The following is a 15,786-nucleotide window of genomic DNA, read 5'->3' as shown; positions in this document are numbered from 1 at the left end:
AAAATGGAGTTTCAAGTTCATGATAACCACACTCCCGAGAACATTTGGCTGTGCGCTGGCATTGCTCGCGTCCTTTGGACTTACGCACGCCCAAGCAGCGGACATCACTGCCGCCGAAACGAAAGCCATCGCCGAGGAAGGCTACATCTACGGTCTGCCCATCGTGATGAACTATGCGACCATGTACGAGTATGCCGTGGACAAAAGTTCCAGCCAGTACAAGGCGCCGTTCAACCACATTTACAACATGCACAAAGTCTTTAGCTACAAGGACACGGCCATCGTCTCGCCGAACAGCGACACACCGTATTCCTTGATGTTCATGGACCTGCGTAGCGAGCCGATCGTGCTCTCGGTACCGACGGTGGAGAAATCGCGGTACTACTCGGTGCAGCTCATCGATAACAGCACCAACAACTTCGGTTACATCGGCAGCCGTACCACTGGCAACGAAGCCGGCGATTACATGCTGGTCGGCCCAGACTGGAAGGGCGTGACCCCGCAAGGCATCAAGAAGGTGTTTCGTTCTAGCACACAACTGCCCTTCGTGATCTTTCGCACCCAGCTCTACAACCCGGCGGACATCCCAAACGTCGAGAAGATCCAGTCCGGTTATGCGGCGCGGCCGTTATCGGCTTATCTCAAGCAGCCTGCGCCGCCTGCCGCGCCGGCGATCGACTTGCCGAAGATCGACAAGGACCTGGTGAAGACCGATTTCTTCAAATATGTGGGCGTTGTGATGCAGCTTGCCCCTGCTACACCGGAAGAAACGGCGATCCGCGCGAAGCTGGCCCGCCTGGGCATTGGCGCCGGCAAGGACTTCAACTTCCAGGATCTGTCCGCCGAGCAAAAGGCCGCAGTGGTTGAGGGCATGCAGGCTGGGCATGCGAAGGTTCAGGACGCGGTCAATCATCTCGGCACGCAGGTCAATGGCTGGAACATCGTGAGTTCCGGCGGTGATGCGGCGTTCTACAAGGATGATTGGCTAAAGCGTGCCGCCATCGCGCAAGCGGGTATCTACGCCAACGACGCCGAAGAAGCCACGTATCCGATGGCCAAGGTCCTGTCCGATGGTACGCCGCTTGACGGCAGCAAGCACAACTACACCATCACCTTTCCTGCCGGACAGCTTCCGCCGGTCAATGCCTTCTGGTCGGTGACCATGTACGACGGCAAGTCGCAACTGCTGATTAAAAACCCGATCAGTCGCTACCTCATCAACTCGCCTATGCTACCCGACATGAAGAAGAACGCAGACGGCTCGCTGACGCTCTACGTCCAGAAGGACTCGCCCGGCGCGGACAAGGAAAGCAACTGGCTGCCCGCACCGAATGATCTGATCTACATGGTGATGCGCCTGTATTGGCCGAAGACGGAAAACCCTTCCGTCCTGCCGCCTGGCAAAGGCACGTGGAGTCCACCCGCGATCGTTAAAATCAATTGAGCATCTGACGACCGGTTGCAGCGGACGGCCCAGGCGTGGCGCCGCTGAACCGGGGCGTCAGGGTTTCGCAGAGACCCTGACGTACGCTTTGATTAGCCAAAGGCCGGCGGTGGCCGCAAACCGTAGATGTTGTTGTTTTGGCGTTATTTGCACGGCACTGCGCATGCCGCGATTCAACGCCATTGGATGGATCCCCCTCCTCAAGAGGGGGGCGGTGTGAGCACGGTCTGTTCACGATGCTCTTGACGCACCGTGTATATCCTTTCACCGTCCAACAGAGAACAACAAGCATGTTTTATGAAAACATCGACACCTCCTCCATCAACGACGAGGACCTGCCGTGGGTTCCGTTCGCACCTTACAGCGATGAAATTTTCATCAAATACATCAAATGCGACCCGGTTCGCGGGGAAACCATCACCCTGCTCAAGGCCCCGGCCGGGTCTTCTCTGCCCAAGCACCATCACTCCGGCACGGTCATCGTTTACACCATCAAGGGTGGCTGGAAATACCTGGAGCACGACTGGATCTCAAAACCGGGCGGCGTGGTGTTCGAAACCGCAGGTTCCAGCCATACGCCGATCGTGCTGAGTGAATATGGCGATGAACTGATCACCTTGAATATCACCCAGGGCGACCTGCTGTATTACGACGATAACAACAACGTCGTGGCCATCGAGAATTGGAAATCCAGCGTGGATCGTTACCTGGCGTTCTGCCAAGCCAATGATATCGAGCCCAAAGACATCACCAGCTTTGCGGTCTGACCCGCGCTCCAATCTCTCGGCCGTCCGGTGTTCGACCGGGCGGCTGCGCCGTTGCAATGAATAAAAAACGGAGACACCCATGTCCCAGAAGCTGCAACCCGCCGGACGTTTCACCCTGAAACTCTGCGCACTGTTGGCCAGCTCGGTCGCATCCGCACAAGACTCGCTGCCCTTCCCGCCGACGCCTTCGGCCAGTGACGCCAAACCGACGCTGCAAGAATCGAAACACCAGAAACGTCAGCAGCAATCTCATCTTCCTGCCGAGGCCCCCAATATTCTGGTGATCATGCTCGATGACGCCGGCTTCGCGCAGTCAGATACCGTCGGCGGCGCAGTCCATACGCCGACCCTGAGTCGAGTCGCCGACAGCGGTGTGCGCTACAACGCTTTTCATACCGCGGCCATCAGCTCCGCAACTCGCGCCGCATTGCTAACCGGACGCAACCATCACAGGGTTGGCAACGGCGTCATCGCAGAGCTGGCCACCGATTGGGAAGGCTACACCGGCAAGATCCCCAAAAGCTCGGCGACCATGGCCGAGGTGCTCAAGCAATATGGCTACAGCACCGCCGCGTTCGGCAAATGGCATAACACCCCCCCTCTGGACACCACGGCGGCCGGTCCTTTCGATACATGGCCGACGGCCTACGGTTTTGAATATTTCTACGGTTTCCTGGCCGGCGAAACCTCCCAGTACGAACCGCGTCTGTACCGCAACACAACGCCAATCGAACCGGCGCGAGATCCGAAATATCACCTCAGCGAAGATCTCGCCAATCAGGCCGTAAACTGGCTGCAAGACCATCAGACCTACGCGCCGGCAAAACCATTTTTCATGTATTGGACACCGGGTGCCGTGCATGGCCCGCACCAAGTGAATGCGCAATGGGCCGATAAATACAAAGGCAAGTTCGACGGTGGTTGGGACGCCTATCGTGAGCAGACGTTTGCTCGCCAGAAAGCGCTGGGCTTTATCCCGCATGACGCCGTCCTCACGCCGCGCCCGGCGGAACTCCCAGCCTGGGACAGCTTGTCTTCCGAACAGAAACAGTATCAGGCACGGTTGATGGAGGTGTATGCCGGCTTCCTGGAACATGCCGACACGCAGGCCGGCAAGATCCTCGACGAACTGGAGCGTGAAGGTAAGCGCGACAACACGCTGATCTTTTATGTCTTCAGCGACAACGGCGCTTCTTCCGAGGGGATGGAAGGCACGATTAATGAGTTGCTGGCCCAAAACGGGATTCCAGTTCCCAAAGAGCAGCAGTTGAAAGTCCTCGACGAGATGTATGGCGGCTTGTCCGCGCTCGGCGGTCCTAAACTTGAAAGCATGTACAACGCCGCGTGGGCCTGGGCAGGTTCAGGGCCATTCGTAGGCACTAAACTGGTCGCCGGCTACTTCGGCGGGACGCGCACGCCGCTGGCCGTTTCCTGGCCGAAACAGATCAAGGCCGACGCCAGAGTTCGCGCACAATTCCACCATGTCAACGACATTGCCCCGACGGTCTACGACGTGCTGTCGATCACGCCACCCATAGAGGTCAACGGTATCGCTCAGGACCCAATGGATGGCGTCAGCCTGCGCTACACCTTCAACGACGCTCAAGTGAAGTCGAAAAAACCGGCGCAATACTTCGAAGTCTTCGGCAGTCGCGGCGTCTACAAGGATGGCTGGATGGCCTCGGTTTTTGGCCCGCGCAAACCCTGGGTGCAAGGCTTCGCGCAGTTCATGGGCTGGAATCCGGTGAACGATCAATGGTCGCTCTACAACCTGCAAGACGACTACTCCCAGGCCAAGGATGTCGCCGCGAGCAACCCGCAAAAGCTTGCAGAGCTGAAGGCCGAGTTTGACGTGCAGGCCAAGGCTAACCATGTCTATCCGATTGGCGCCGGTCTCTACCCCTTCCTCGATCCGACTGCACGAATCTCCAGCAGCCAACGCGAATGGCATTTCAGTGATCGTGTCCAGCGCTTTCCGGAGTTTGCGGCCCCGAACCTGCGCAATCAGAACAGCAAAGTTGTCGTCGACGCCGACGTTCCGGCTAACGCCACCGGCGTGTTGTATGCCTTGGGCGGTATCGGTGGCGGGGTCAGCCTGTACATGGATGACGGTTTCCTGAACTACGAGTACAACGCGCTGGCTATCTCTCGAGTCAAACTGCGTTCGGCCGAACGAGTACCCGCAGGCAAAGTCAGTATCGAAGTGCTGACGACCCTGTCATCAGCCAAGCCCGGAGCGCCGGCCAATCTGAGCCTGCGACTTGACGGACAGGAAGCCGCCAAAGGGGTGACACCGTTCACTCCGGCACTGACGTTCACCGCCAGCGAAACCTTCGACGTCGCTCAAGACCTCGGTTCCCCCGTCACCCTGGACTATTTCGAGCGTGCGCCCTTCGCATTCAATGGCAAGGTCAAGGATGTACACGTGACGTATTTGCCTTGACCCTCAATGCCGCCCGGATAACCGGGCGGCAGTCTGACGACTCCCGGACCCTGCCCCCATGCCTACCCACGAAACCCCGCCCCAGGGCTTGCATCTGATGGCCAAACCCGTCGGGCCGATCTGCAACCTCGATTGCAGTTACTGTTTCTATCTCGAAAAAGAACAGCTTTACCCTCCTCGGCAACGCTTCAGCATGACCGACGAGGTGCTGCGTCTGTATGTGCAGCGCTACATCGAGGCCCAGCCCACGCCTGAGGTCGAATTTACCTGGCAAGGCGGCGAACCGACGTTACTGGGGTTGGATTTTTTTCAACGCGCGGTCCTGTATCAACGCCAGTTCGCAGGGAACAAAGTCATTCGCAACACGCTACAGACCAATGGCACGTTACTCAATGACGACTGGTGCGCGTTCCTCGCCCGTGAACGCTTCATAGTGGGGATCAGTCTCGATGGCCCGCGATACGTTCACGACCTCTATCGCCCCGACAAGCGCGGACGCTCCAGTTTCGATGACGTGATGCATGGTCTCGAACTGCTCAAGCAGCATGGCGTCGACTTCAATGTGTTGGTTACCGTGGCGCGCGATGTCGCCAGATTCCCCTTGGAAATCTATCGATTCCTCAAGTCTGAGGGCGTTCGTCATATTCAGTTCAACCCCGTGGTGGAACGTGTGCCAAGCGCCTCACAGGTCAGTCTGGGTCTGCATTTCGCTATCCCGCCGGAATTGCGCCTGCACGTGGTGCCGGAGCCCGCGATGGTGACGGAACAAACGGTTGCCCCTGAGGCCTATGGCGATTTTCTCATCACGATTTTCGACGAGTGGGTGCGCCAGGATGTCGGGGAGATTCATGTCATGAACTTCGAATGGGCACTGGCCTCATGGTGCCAGCTGCCGGCCTCGGTGTGCCTGTTCAGCCCGCGCTGCGGCAAAGCGGCGATCGTGGAGCACGACGGCAACGTCTACTCCTGCGATCACTACATGTATCCCGAGTATTTGCTGGGCAACTTGAAGACCGATGATCCTGCCGTTCTACTCGCCTCTGCTGCGCAACAAGCCTTTGGCGCCGCCAAGGAAGAGACACTGCCGACGTATTGCCAGCAGTGCGATTACCGCTTCGCCTGCCATGGCGAATGCCCGAAAAACCGCTTCATGAACGCGCCCAACGGCGAGCCGGGTCTGAATTACCTGTGTCCGAGCTACAAGAAATACTTTCGTCACCTGACGCCCTACATGAACGCCATGGCCCAACTGATCAGCCACAGCCAACCCGTGGCGTTGATCATGCAGGCCTTCGCCGGCCCGCTGATCGTGCCCCTGGATAAATAGCCTTTCAGGTCTGAAATCTGAAGTCGCGAAACTGTTCGCGAAGCTTCATCTTTTGCAATTTGCCGGTGGCGGTATGCGGCAGCGCTTCGACGAAGGCCACATCGTCCGGCAGCCACCATTTCGCCACGCGGCTTTGCAGCACCGTCAGCAGATCGTCTTTGCTCGCGGTTCTACCAGGTTTGAGCACCACCACCAACAACGGCCGTTCCTGCCATTTGGGATGAGCGATGCCAATCACCGCCGCTTCGGCGACGGCCGGATGACTGACGGCAGCATTTTCCAGATCAATCGAAGAAATCCACTCGCCACCCGACTTGATAACGTCCTTGGCGCGGTCGGTGATCTGCATGTAGCCGTCAGTGTCGATCGTTGCGATGTCACCGGTATCGAGCCAGCCCTCGCTATCAAGAATCTGCCCTCCCTCGCCGCCGTAATACTGGCTGGCGATCCACGGTCCCTTGACCAGTAGAAGACCGCTTGCCTTGCCGTCTCGCGGTAATTCAGCGCCTTGCTCATCGACAATCTTCATCGACACCCCAAACAACGCCCGCCCTTGTTTGGCCTGCAAGTCGAGCACTGCTTCCAGCGGAGCATCACGGTGTTTGGGCAGCGGATTGCAGATGGTGCCCAGCGGGGACATCTCGGTCATCCCCCAGGCATGCAAAACACGCGCATTGAAACGGGTTTCAAACGTATCGACCTGGATGCGCGGCGCGGCGGCTCCGCCGATCACCACCCGGTTCAGGCACAGCTCTGTCGCCGGTTGCAAAGCCTGTGTCTCGACATGCTGTTGCAACATCATCCACACCGTCGGCACACCCAGCGCCAGGGTCACCTGTTCATCCCGCATCAGCGTGTAGAGGCTCTCACCATCAAGTGCGGCGCCCGGCAACACCAATTTGGCACCACACATTGCGGCGGCATACGGCATACCCCAGGCATTGACGTGGAACATCGGCACGACCAACAACGCTGAATCCGCTGCCGATAGACCGAAGCCATCGGAGGTACACAGTGCCAGCGAATGCAGGATCGAAGAACGGTGCGAATACAGCACACCCTTGGGATTGCCAGTGGTGCCCGAGGTGTAGCACATGGACGACGCCGTTCGCTCATCGAACTCAGGCCAGATGAAGTCATTGCTGTGCCCGGCGATCAGGTCTTCGTAGCACATCAAGCCAGGCACATCGATTGCCGGCATTTGCTCCCGCTCACACAGAGCGATAAACGCTTTGACTGACTTCAGGCGCGGCGCGATCTGCTCGACCAGCTCAGCGAACGACAGGTCGAAAAGCAGGTACTGATCCTCGGCGTGGTTGGCGATGAATTCGATCTGCTCGGGGAACAGCCGCGGGTTGATCGTATGCAGTACCGCGCCCATGCCCGACACACCGAAATACAATTCCATGTGCCGGTAACCGTTCCAGGCCAGGGTGCCGATTCGCTCGCCAGGTTGTACACCCAACGCAACCAGCGCATTGGCCACTTGTTTAGCGCGTTCGCCGATGTCGGCGTAAGTACAGTGATGCACCGATCCATCTGCCATGCGTGAGGCAATTTCGGTGTGCGGATGCGCCTTCAGCGCATGTTCCAGAACGGAAGAAATCAACAGCGGTTGATCTTGCATCAAGCCCAGCATGGTTTTGTGTTCCTTTTATTCTTGTTTGATGTCGATGTTTCAGAAATGGCAGAGACTCACAGGTAGCCGTTTCAAGGGGCACGACGGAGCAAGAAATGCGACAGCGCCGGGATCAGCACCAAGGCGCCGACCATGTTCCAGATGAACATGAAGGTGAGCAGGATGCCCATGTCGGCCTGGAACTTGATCGGCGACCAGGCCCAGGTGATGACGCCCGCCGCCAGGGTGATGCCGACCAGCGCCACCACTTTGCCGGTGAACGCAACGGAGTTTTTGTAGGCTTCGGTCAACGACAGACCGGCACGCTGCTGAGCCAACTGAACACTGAGCAGGTACAGCGCGTAATCGACACCGATGCCGACACCCAAGGCAATCACCGGCAAGGTCGCGACCTTCACGCCCATGCCCAGCCAGACCATCAACGCCTCGCAGAGAATCGACGTCAGCATCAACGGCACGACCGCCACCACCACCGCTCGCCAGCTGCGGAAGGTGATGAAGCACAGCACAATCACCGCGCCATACACGTAGAACAACATGGTGCGATTGGCGTCGCGCACGACAATATTGGTCGCCGCTTCGATCCCGGCGCTACCGGCGGCGAGCATGAACTGCCGATCGTCATTGCTGTGTTCACGGGCGAACTGATCGGCCACTTTCACCACGTGATCGAGGGTTTCGGCCTTGTGGTCGGAGAGATAAGCGATCACCGGCATCATCGAACAGTCACTGTCGAACAGTTCCGGGTTGTTCACCGAGGCCTGCTGCGCGCCGTAGTTGAGCACGTTCTGGTTGCGCGCGACGGTCAGCATTTTCGGGTTGCCTTCATAGGAACCGGCCGTGATCTGGCGCACAGCGTTGACCAGCGACACGGTAGTCTGCACGCCCGGTTGCTGTTGCAGCAGCCAGCCGAGACGATCGGCTTCCACCAGGGTTTCGTACTTCAGGCAACCTTCGCTGGCGGTTTTGACCATGACCGCAAACTGGTCGCTGGACAGCGAATAGTTGGCAGTGATGTAGGCGTTGTCGCGGTTGTAACGTGAGTCGGCGCGCAGCTCGGGTGCACCCGGATCGAGATCACCAATCTTCAACTGCGTACTGACCATGAAGCCACCTGCCGCCAGCAACCCGGCCACCACCACCGCCACCGTCGCCCAGCGACGCTCGGTAAAGCGGTCAAGCAGGCTCCACAAATTACCCAGCCCTTTTCCATTCACCTCCTGCCTTTCCTGACGCAGGCTGCGCGCCGCCGCCTTGGGACTGACACCCCAATAAGACAGCAGCACTGGCAGCAGCACCAGGTTGGTGAAGATCAGCACCGCCACGCCAATGCTGGCGGTGACGGCCAGGTCCTGGATTACCGGAATGTCGATCAGCATCAGTACCGCAAAACCCACGGCATCGGCCAGCAATGCGGTCAGTCCGGCCAGGAACAGACGGCGGAAGGTGTAACGCGCGGCGACCAACTGATGGGTACCGCGTCCGACGTCCTGCATGATCCCGTTCATTTTCTGCGCACCGTGGGATACCCCGATGGCGAATACCAGAAACGGCACCAGAATCGAAAACGGGTCGAGTGCATAACCGAACAAGGTGATCAGGCCCAGTTGCCACACCACCGCAACCACCGAGCACAGAATCACCAGCGCGGTGCTGCGCACGCACCGGGTAAAGCCAAAGATGATGGCAGTAGCGATCAGCGCTGCGGCGCCGAAGTACATCATGATCAGCATCAGGCCATCGATCAGATCGCCCACCAGTTTGGCGAAACCGATCACGCGAATCTTGATCGGGCCTTTGCCCTCTTCACCGGCAACGTGTACCGCGTTGCTGCCGGCAAACTCAAACTTGTTGCGTAGCTGCTCTTCAAGCATCCGCGAAAAATGGTGATAGTCGATGGCGGCGCCCGTGACCGGATCCTTCTCCAGCAGCGGCACCACAATCATGCTCGATTTGAAATTATTGCCGACAAGACTGCCGACGATGCCGGAACGGGCGATGTTCAAGCGCAGTTGCTCGACCCCACTGGCCGAGCCGTCGTAGGAGTCCGGCATGACCGGGCCACCACGGAAGCCCTCCTCCGTCACCTCGGTCCAGCGTACGGCAGGCGTCCACAATGACTTTATCCAGGCCCGGTCCACGCCCGGGGTCAGGAACAAGGTGTCATTAACCTGCTTGAGCACCTCCAGGTATTTCGGGTCGTAGATATCACCGTCGGTGTTTTCCACCACCACCCGAACCGTATTGCCCAGCCCGCGCAACGCCTGACGATTCTCAAGGTAATTTTTGATGTACGGCTGACTCTGCGGAATCATCTTTTCGAAGCTGGCATTGAGCGTCAGCCCAGTGGCCGCGAAATAGCTCAGCAATACCGTGACAATCAGGCAGGTCAGCACCACCAGCAGGCGGTTGTTGAAAATCAGGCGTTCAAGGACATTGCCGGAGCGTGCATCGAAGCCCTTCAGCTCTCGGATCACCGGCATCGTATCGAGGTTGTAGTTACCCATGAAGTGGCTCGTCTCTTTTTATTATGTGGGATGTGGGCTCATTCGAAGGGCAACTGGCGCAAGCCCCGTGCGCCCGCGACCACCACGACGTCTGATGCGATGGCCTGCGCCGCAGCGGCGGGCCCCAGGCGGTCTTGTGGCTTTAGCGTGAAACTGGCGCCGTCGTCGGTGCTGACAAGCACATGCCCGGCCTGGCTGACCAGGATGATTCGGCCGTCGGCGGTGATCGTGCTCGCGGTGATGCTTGAGGACTGCCCCAGTTCAACCTTGTCCCAGTTCACGCCATGATCGACGCTGCGATAAACATTGCCCCGCAGGCCATAAACGAGCACCGAGCCCGGCTTGCCGGTGATGCCGAAATAGCTGCCGCTGTAGGGCGTCGGGATGTTGATGAAGCGTTGCGTTGCCGGGTCCAGTTTCAATACCAGGCCTTGCTCGCCGACAATGAACAGGTCATCGCCGATTGCTCGTATCCCGTAGAAATTCAGTGCGCCCGGATTGTCGGTGCGATCCATCAACGGAACCCAGTTCCGGCCGCCGTCTTCAGTGCGGAAAATCAGATTGAACGCGCCGACGATATAGCCGGTTTTATCATTGGCGAACCAAACGTCCAGAAAAGGTTTGTCAGCCCCTTCATCGACCATTCGTTGAGCCTCAGCCAATAACGCATCATCGGGCTGTTGCCCTTCTTGCCTCTGAAAATTTTCGAGCATGATCTGCCCCACCTGACGGCCATCGAGCTGACGCGTCCAGGTTTCACCCCTGTTGTCGCTGTGCAACACAATGCCGTCGTGCCCGACCGCCCACCCCTGCGTCGGGCTCGGAAAATGCACGGCCACCAGATCGGAACTCACCGGCACTTCTGCCTGGTGCCAGCGGACGCCGTTGTCATCGGAATAAAAAATATGGCCGCGTTGGCCCACGGCGACCAGGCGCTGACCTGCACGGGTCAACCCGGTGAACACCCCGCCAATCGCCTTGTCACTCTGAATCGCGGGGCCCGACAGCACGTCGACAAAGTCAGCGGCGACGACGGATCTGGTGAATGGGGCAGCCAACGCCAAAATTAGCGCAGTGAGCGCAATCCATCTAAATGTATTCATGAGGTCTACTCGGCAAAAAAGCCGCCGAACAGTGCGATACACACTGTCGGCGACAAGAAAACACCTGCGTTACGGCTCAGCGAATACCCGTGCCGGCCAATGACTCAGGTGCCCATTGCGCTTTCGAAAGCGGGTCGATGTACTTGACGCCGCCGTACGGCCCGTAGATGCCGGTGATGTTGTAGCTGCCAGAGACCAGGTCATAAATCATGTGGTTATCGGAATTCGGCGCCTGCACGTCATAGCTGTATGCCATGTGTGCAAAGGACCCGCGGTACAGCTTGCCGCTGGCGTCATATTCATCCGAAGCCAGGGCGATCCAGCTGTCTTCGTCGAGGTAGAAGGTGCGCTTGCTGTAGATGTGGCGTTTGCCCGGTTTCAGCGTGGCTTCGACCACCCACACGCGGTGCAACTCCCAGCGCATCAGGTCTGGATTGACGTGATGCGGCGTGGTGATATCCGCAGCGACCTTGTGGTAGTTCAACTTGTACGTGTTGTAAGGAATGATCATTTCCTTCTTGCCGACGAGTTTGAAGTCGTAACGGTCCATTGCGCCGTTGAATACCCAGGCATCGTCATAGGTCGAAGCACCGGCCGAGCCAGGGTTTGGCGTGTCGTAGGCGATATCCGGTGCGAGTTTCACGCGGCGCTGACCTGGCAGGTATTGCCAGCCACGACGCTCCATTTTCAGAGGGTTGACGGCATCCTGCACCAGGATGGCTTCGCCCGCGCGACGGGCCGGGGCCTGGTAGTAGAGTTTGGTCTTGAAGAACAGATCCGTTTCTTTCGCCGGGTCCATACGCTTGGGATCGTACAGCGGGTATTCCAGATAGGCATTGCCGGACGTGGCCAGAATTGCCCTCCCGGAACTGTCGACGTTCCAGGAGTCATATTTCAAATTGGTGGCATACCCCTGATAACGCAGCAAGTGGTTCCACATGGCCTCATAACCATCTTTCGGGATCGGGAACGGAACGCCCGGCAACGCGTTCTCCAGTGCTACCCCGCCTTCGAGTGTTTTAGTGCCGACGGCGTTTTTTGCGGTGTTATCCAGCAACCGTTGAGGCAGCGCAACGCTGCGATGAGTCGGAAACACATCGACCCGGAACGTCGGGTAACGCTTGAGCAGTTCTTGCGTGGTTGCGGTCAGTTTGTCGGTGTATTGACTGACGTTTTTGCCATCGACGACAACGCGTGGCTTGTCGGCCTCATAAGGGTCCGGACGGAACGAACTACCCGGTTGAAAACTGGCCGGCGCCGTGGTGAGACCGCCGGTGTAGGGCGGAATGGTGTTGTCGGCATTACCGGTCTTTTCAGCGCCGACGCCTGTCAGGCTGTTGCCGAGTCTGGCTGCTTCATCGGGGGACACGGCTGCGTGTGCCGCACCCGCGATGGCAACGGTCAAGGCAGTGAACAAAAGCGTATTGACGAACTTCATGGAGTGACTCCTGCTATCAAGCAAAGACTTCGATCAAATGGTCGTTTTGAAGGTAAAAGTGACCATGCCCCGATCCTTGAGCTGAGGCTGAGTACCGCCGAAAGCAGTGGTCTGCCCCGGTACGCAGTTGTATTGGCCGTTGGCCCCTGGTGCGGCACCCTCGCCCTGTGCACCTGCACCACCGGCTGAGCCGCAGGTGTCGAACGGACCAAAGTTGTCCACGTACTTCAGGTCAAACCGGTACTGGTTGTGCACGTCCATGCCAACGCCCACCGAGTAACTGCCGGAGTCCTTGTTACCCCCGAGCTGAACCGACGAGTTGCCCGCAAGGCCGACGCTGTAGTTGGCCGGCAGGTACATATCGATGCCGGGAAACACCTGATACCAGGTCGGGTTGAAGTTGACGCCCAGGACATAGTTGTCCCTGGTGACCTTGTCGACACCGCGATACCAGTCTTCGCCTTTGAACAGCTGCTTGTTCTCGGTGACATCCAGCCAGCGGCTGTAGGCGAGTTCAACCAGCAAGGTCGAACTGTCCCAGACCGGTGTCGCACCGAAAGTGGTCAAGCCGTTGAGCACCGCGTGCACGGTGTTGCCTCGGGCCACGCCGTTATCACCATCAAAGCTGCTGATGAAGCCAGGCAAACCGGCAGCACCGGCTACCGGATTGACCGTAGCCGGCACGCTGGCCAGCGGCATGTTGTGGCGATAGTTCAGGTCGAGACCGACGCTGACACCTTCGATGCTTTTCGACAGGCTGATGCCGTAGATATCGATGTCGTCGACATAGAACTGGTTGTAGCTGCCAGCATTGCCGGAGATCAGTTGCGCAGGGCCGACCGCCGTTGGCTGCAACACCAGGTTGGGCAGAATGTCGGAGGTTTTGCGGTAGTAGAAACCCAGCGTACCCTGCAGCCATTCCGGGCTCCACTTGGCCATCAGGCCAAAGTCACCCTGGTTGTCCGGGGTAAACGTATGCCCGTTGGACAGCCGTAAAAACTGGTTGGCACCCAGTGGGCCAGGTGTGCCGAACAACGGGTTTCGGCCGCCGATCAACGACAGGTTGTGCCCGCCATTTTGAATGCCGTCGTTGAACCCCAGATAAGTACCCGACTCCGGCAACCGCGCGGCGTCCCAGTCCAGGAAGTACTGCGCGGCGAGGGTCAGTTCCGGATTGACCGTGAGGCTGGTGGACAACTGATTACGCGGAATGAACAATTCTTTGGCTTCTGTTCCCGGGACCGCCAGCGACTTGGAAATATCCAGGCCGGACTGGCCATAACTGTTGCCATGGGCAAAGGCGAGGATGCTTTCGCCCCAGTAAACGGTGTGCTTGCCGAGCTTGCCGCTGAGCAGTGATTCATCGCCGACTTCAGTGCTGCCAAACACGAAGGCATCAAGGATTTCCGAAGAAGGACCGTTGTAATACCGATCGGCGTAACCGCTTTGATGACGAGAGTCCGGCTTACCGTTGTTGAGCTGATTGGTCGAGGCGTTATCGCTGCCAATATCGTCGTAGGCGTGGTCGTACCAGGTGTTGGCGCTGACACGGAAACCGACTTTTTCTTTGTAAACCACGTCCAGTTCGGTCAGCACATCCAGTCGTTGAGAAACGGGACTGCCGGAGGAGAAGTTGCGATCCCCGTCATTGTTGTTCCACGAATTGGCCAACTTGCTGTTGGGGGCTTCCACGCGCTGGGCGTAGTTGAACTTCAGCGTGTTGTCGAAGCGAACCGCAAAGTCTTCATTCCCCGTGTTGATCTCCACAGCCCCTACGGGCGCGATGCCCAGGCCGGTGAGAATGGCGGAGGCCAACAACCCTTTGCGAAGGTTTGCATGGCAGATCTTATTATTTTTGTTCATCTAGCTTGCCACCTGCTCTATGGTTTACGAAAAGTCATGGGTTGAATCACGGCGTAGTGAGCCTCCTCTCAGGTGCGCTGCAAAAGGGTGACCGACACCGACCGGCCCAGGGCGGTGCTATGTTGTAAAGCCGTGCGGGCACCAGCAATTTGCCTGCCGTCGGCCACGCCGCGCAGTTGCCAGACCAACTCGACCAGTTGCGCCAACCCGGTGGCACCCGGGGCGTGACCACGTCCCAGCAAGCCACCCGATGGGCACACCGCATTCATCTGTCCTTTCAGGCGGTGTCCTTGCTGCACGAATCGATCGATCTCGTCCTCCCGGCAAAAGCCCAGCGCGGCGCTATTGACCATGAAGTCGCCGACGCTTTGGTCGTGCAGTTCAACCACGTCGATGTCTTCCGCACCGAGGCCCGCCTGCTGATAGGCCAACTGCGCGACTCGCCGGGTGGTCGCCTGTCCGAGCACATCCAGCACGCAACCCGCTTCCTGCTCTGAAGCGCTGTCACTGCCCCTGACACTGGCCAACACGGTGACGTCCGCCCGAGCGCCGAAACGCAGGGCGAAGGCCGGGGTACAGAGCAGGATGGCCGCCGCACCGCAGGCGGGCGGGCACAGATAAGGCGGGAGCCAGCCGTCGCGATCCGGCACTCGGTTCAACACGGCGTAGGGATTGCGTCCGGCCTGGGCCCGTGCCTGCTCAAGCACTTGATCGAAGCTGCTTTGAGCAATGCCCATGCGTGTCAATAACCAACTGGTTTGGGCCGCGAACAGCAGCGCCGGTTGTTGTCGACGCTCGATAAAGCCGATGGGGTTCTCATCCTGCCTGAGCGTTGCCGACTCATCGCGAGCGAGATCTTTCAAACCGAAAAACTCACGATTGGAGATGTGTGCCGGCATGCACTCGACACCCACCAACAGGACACATTCAGCCTGGCCGCACAGCAGGCTATTGCGGGCCAGATGGAAAGCACTACTGGCCGACGCACAGCCATCGCCGAGGCTGAAAGTCGGCACCCCTGAGTAGCCAATCTGCGACAACATTTGCTCGGCGATACCAGCTTCTGCGTGTACGCAGGAAGTAAACACCTGGTCGACCAGGTCATAGTCGATCCGCGCATCGGCCAGCGCTGCACGAATGGCTTGCCCCGCCAATGCCGCATGACTGTCAGAGCCACCCAGCGGTAGAAACGGCACCATTGCTGCACCGGCGATCAGCACTTTTACAGACATAGACCTGTCTCTTATACACATCT

The 15,786-nt window shown here is 58.5% G+C and carries 10 protein-coding genes; 4 read left to right on the top strand and 6 right to left on the bottom strand.

From position 1 onward, the window contains the following. Positions 1–19 precede the first annotated feature (19 nt). From KGB29_RS01600 to KGB29_RS01585, 4 genes are all read left to right on the top strand, one after another. A complete protein-coding gene (locus KGB29_RS01600; RefSeq protein WP_223616195.1) occupies positions 20–1,444 on the top strand; it encodes a DUF1254 domain-containing protein in 1,425 nt (474 codons plus the stop codon). A gap of 290 nt (positions 1,445–1,734) precedes the next feature. Beyond that, positions 1,735–2,211, top strand: coding sequence for a 2,4'-dihydroxyacetophenone dioxygenase family protein (locus tag KGB29_RS01595; RefSeq protein ID WP_093414181.1), 477 nt, complete (start codon positions 1,735–1,737; stop codon positions 2,209–2,211). A gap of 79 nt (positions 2,212–2,290) precedes the next feature. After that, a complete protein-coding gene (locus tag KGB29_RS01590) occupies positions 2,291–4,654 on the top strand; it encodes an arylsulfatase (protein WP_104449468.1) in 2,364 nt (787 codons plus the stop codon). Between the two features lie 58 nt (positions 4,655–4,712). Further along, positions 4,713–5,981: an anaerobic sulfatase maturase gene (locus KGB29_RS01585; protein WP_104449469.1), complete on the top strand. Its 1,269-nt coding sequence runs from the start codon at positions 4,713–4,715 to the stop codon at positions 5,979–5,981. A 4-nt stretch (positions 5,982–5,985) separates the two neighbouring features. On the opposite strand, the gene KGB29_RS01580 is transcribed toward KGB29_RS01585, so the two are convergent. The 6 genes from KGB29_RS01580 to KGB29_RS01555 all read right to left on the bottom strand — a co-directional run bounded on the left by KGB29_RS01580 (position 5,986) and on the right by KGB29_RS01555 (position 15,763). Next, a complete protein-coding gene (locus tag KGB29_RS01580) occupies positions 5,986–7,620 on the bottom strand; it encodes a 3-(methylthio)propionyl-CoA ligase (RefSeq protein ID WP_104449470.1) in 1,635 nt (544 codons plus the stop codon). Between the two features lie 71 nt (positions 7,621–7,691). Continuing rightward, positions 7,692–10,127: an efflux RND transporter permease subunit gene (locus tag KGB29_RS01575; protein ID WP_223616194.1), complete on the bottom strand. Its 2,436-nt coding sequence runs from the start codon at positions 10,125–10,127 to the stop codon at positions 7,692–7,694. A 38-nt stretch (positions 10,128–10,165) separates the two neighbouring features. Continuing rightward, positions 10,166–11,230: a YCF48-related protein gene (locus tag KGB29_RS01570; protein WP_223616244.1), complete on the bottom strand. Its 1,065-nt coding sequence runs from the start codon at positions 11,228–11,230 to the stop codon at positions 10,166–10,168. Positions 11,231–11,306: 76 nt separating this feature from the next. Next, positions 11,307–12,668: a DUF1329 domain-containing protein gene (locus KGB29_RS01565; RefSeq protein WP_056723175.1), complete on the bottom strand. Its 1,362-nt coding sequence runs from the start codon at positions 12,666–12,668 to the stop codon at positions 11,307–11,309. A 33-nt stretch (positions 12,669–12,701) separates the two neighbouring features. Beyond that, positions 12,702–14,531 carry a DUF1302 domain-containing protein gene (locus KGB29_RS01560; RefSeq protein ID WP_223532205.1) on the bottom strand — a complete coding sequence of 610 codons (1,830 nt, stop codon included), beginning with the start codon at positions 14,529–14,531 and terminating at the stop codon, positions 12,702–12,704. A 68-nt stretch (positions 14,532–14,599) separates the two neighbouring features. Next, complete coding sequence (locus KGB29_RS01555) at positions 14,600–15,763, bottom strand: thiolase C-terminal domain-containing protein (protein WP_223616193.1); 1,164 nt, start codon at positions 15,761–15,763, stop codon at positions 14,600–14,602. Between the last annotated feature and the right edge of the window lie 23 nt (positions 15,764–15,786).

The organism is Pseudomonas sp. BF-B-30 (assembly GCF_019956305.1).
Classification (GTDB): Bacteria; Pseudomonadota; Gammaproteobacteria; order Pseudomonadales; family Pseudomonadaceae; genus Aquipseudomonas; species Aquipseudomonas jessenii.
The sequence above is the reverse complement of the archived record's forward strand: the minus strand, read 5'-3'. Positions and strand labels throughout refer to the sequence as shown.

Excerpts from the sequence above, each read along its gene's own strand:
- KGB29_RS01600 (WP_223616195.1), top strand. The coding sequence starts at position 20 with ATGATAACCACACTCCCGAGAACATTTGGCTGTGCGCTGGCATTGCTC.
- KGB29_RS01595 (WP_093414181.1), top strand. The coding sequence starts at position 1,735 with ATGTTTTATGAAAACATCGACACCTCCTCCATCAACGACGAGGACCTG.
- KGB29_RS01590 (WP_104449468.1), top strand. The coding sequence starts at position 2,291 with ATGTCCCAGAAGCTGCAACCCGCCGGACGTTTCACCCTGAAACTCTGC.
- KGB29_RS01585 (WP_104449469.1), top strand. The coding sequence starts at position 4,713 with ATGCCTACCCACGAAACCCCGCCCCAGGGCTTGCATCTGATGGCCAAA.
- KGB29_RS01580 (WP_104449470.1), bottom strand. The coding sequence starts at position 7,620 with ATGCTGGGCTTGATGCAAGATCAACCGCTGTTGATTTCTTCCGTTCTG.
- KGB29_RS01575 (WP_223616194.1), bottom strand. The coding sequence starts at position 10,127 with ATGGGTAACTACAACCTCGATACGATGCCGGTGATCCGAGAGCTGAAG.
- KGB29_RS01570 (WP_223616244.1), bottom strand. The coding sequence starts at position 11,230 with ATGAATACATTTAGATGGATTGCGCTCACTGCGCTAATTTTGGCGTTG.
- KGB29_RS01565 (WP_056723175.1), bottom strand. The coding sequence starts at position 12,668 with ATGAAGTTCGTCAATACGCTTTTGTTCACTGCCTTGACCGTTGCCATC.
- KGB29_RS01560 (WP_223532205.1), bottom strand. The coding sequence starts at position 14,531 with ATGAACAAAAATAATAAGATCTGCCATGCAAACCTTCGCAAAGGGTTG.
- KGB29_RS01555 (WP_223616193.1), bottom strand. The coding sequence starts at position 15,763 with ATGTCTGTAAAAGTGCTGATCGCCGGTGCAGCAATGGTGCCGTTTCTA.